This is a genomic window from Sabulibacter ruber (genome assembly GCF_017355955.1).
In the GTDB taxonomy this organism is placed as follows: domain Bacteria; phylum Bacteroidota; class Bacteroidia; order Cytophagales; family Hymenobacteraceae; genus Nibribacter; species Nibribacter ruber_A.
In genome coordinates this window covers 1-263 of sequence record NZ_JAFFID010000152.1, presented here as the reverse complement: position 1 = coordinate 263, position 263 = coordinate 1, and the positions used below count along the sequence as shown (strand labels likewise).

Annotated in this window: 1 pseudogene; it reads right to left on the bottom strand. The window is 59.7% G+C overall.

Features of this window, described 5'->3' with window-relative positions:
• Positions 1-263, bottom strand: a pseudogene (locus JT719_RS24845) (class I SAM-dependent methyltransferase); the annotation flags it as partial.

Here is a 263-nt window from a genome sequence, read left to right as displayed (position 1 = left end):
AACGGACAGGTCCAAGTCCTGGACGGGGGTCGCGATCACCGGATAGCGCTCACGGTCACCTGGCTTCATCAGGCTATGGAGCAGGTCCGGATAAGGCTCGACGAAGGTAACCTCGGTCGAGCCGTCGAGGAAAAGGTCGTTCACGTCGAGCGTGACGCAGGATGAATGACCCGAACCGATTTCGACGATCCGTTTCGGGCGCAACTCCATCAGCAGACAGGCCAGGATGATCGCGTCGCCATAGCTGAAGGCGCCGTTGACAT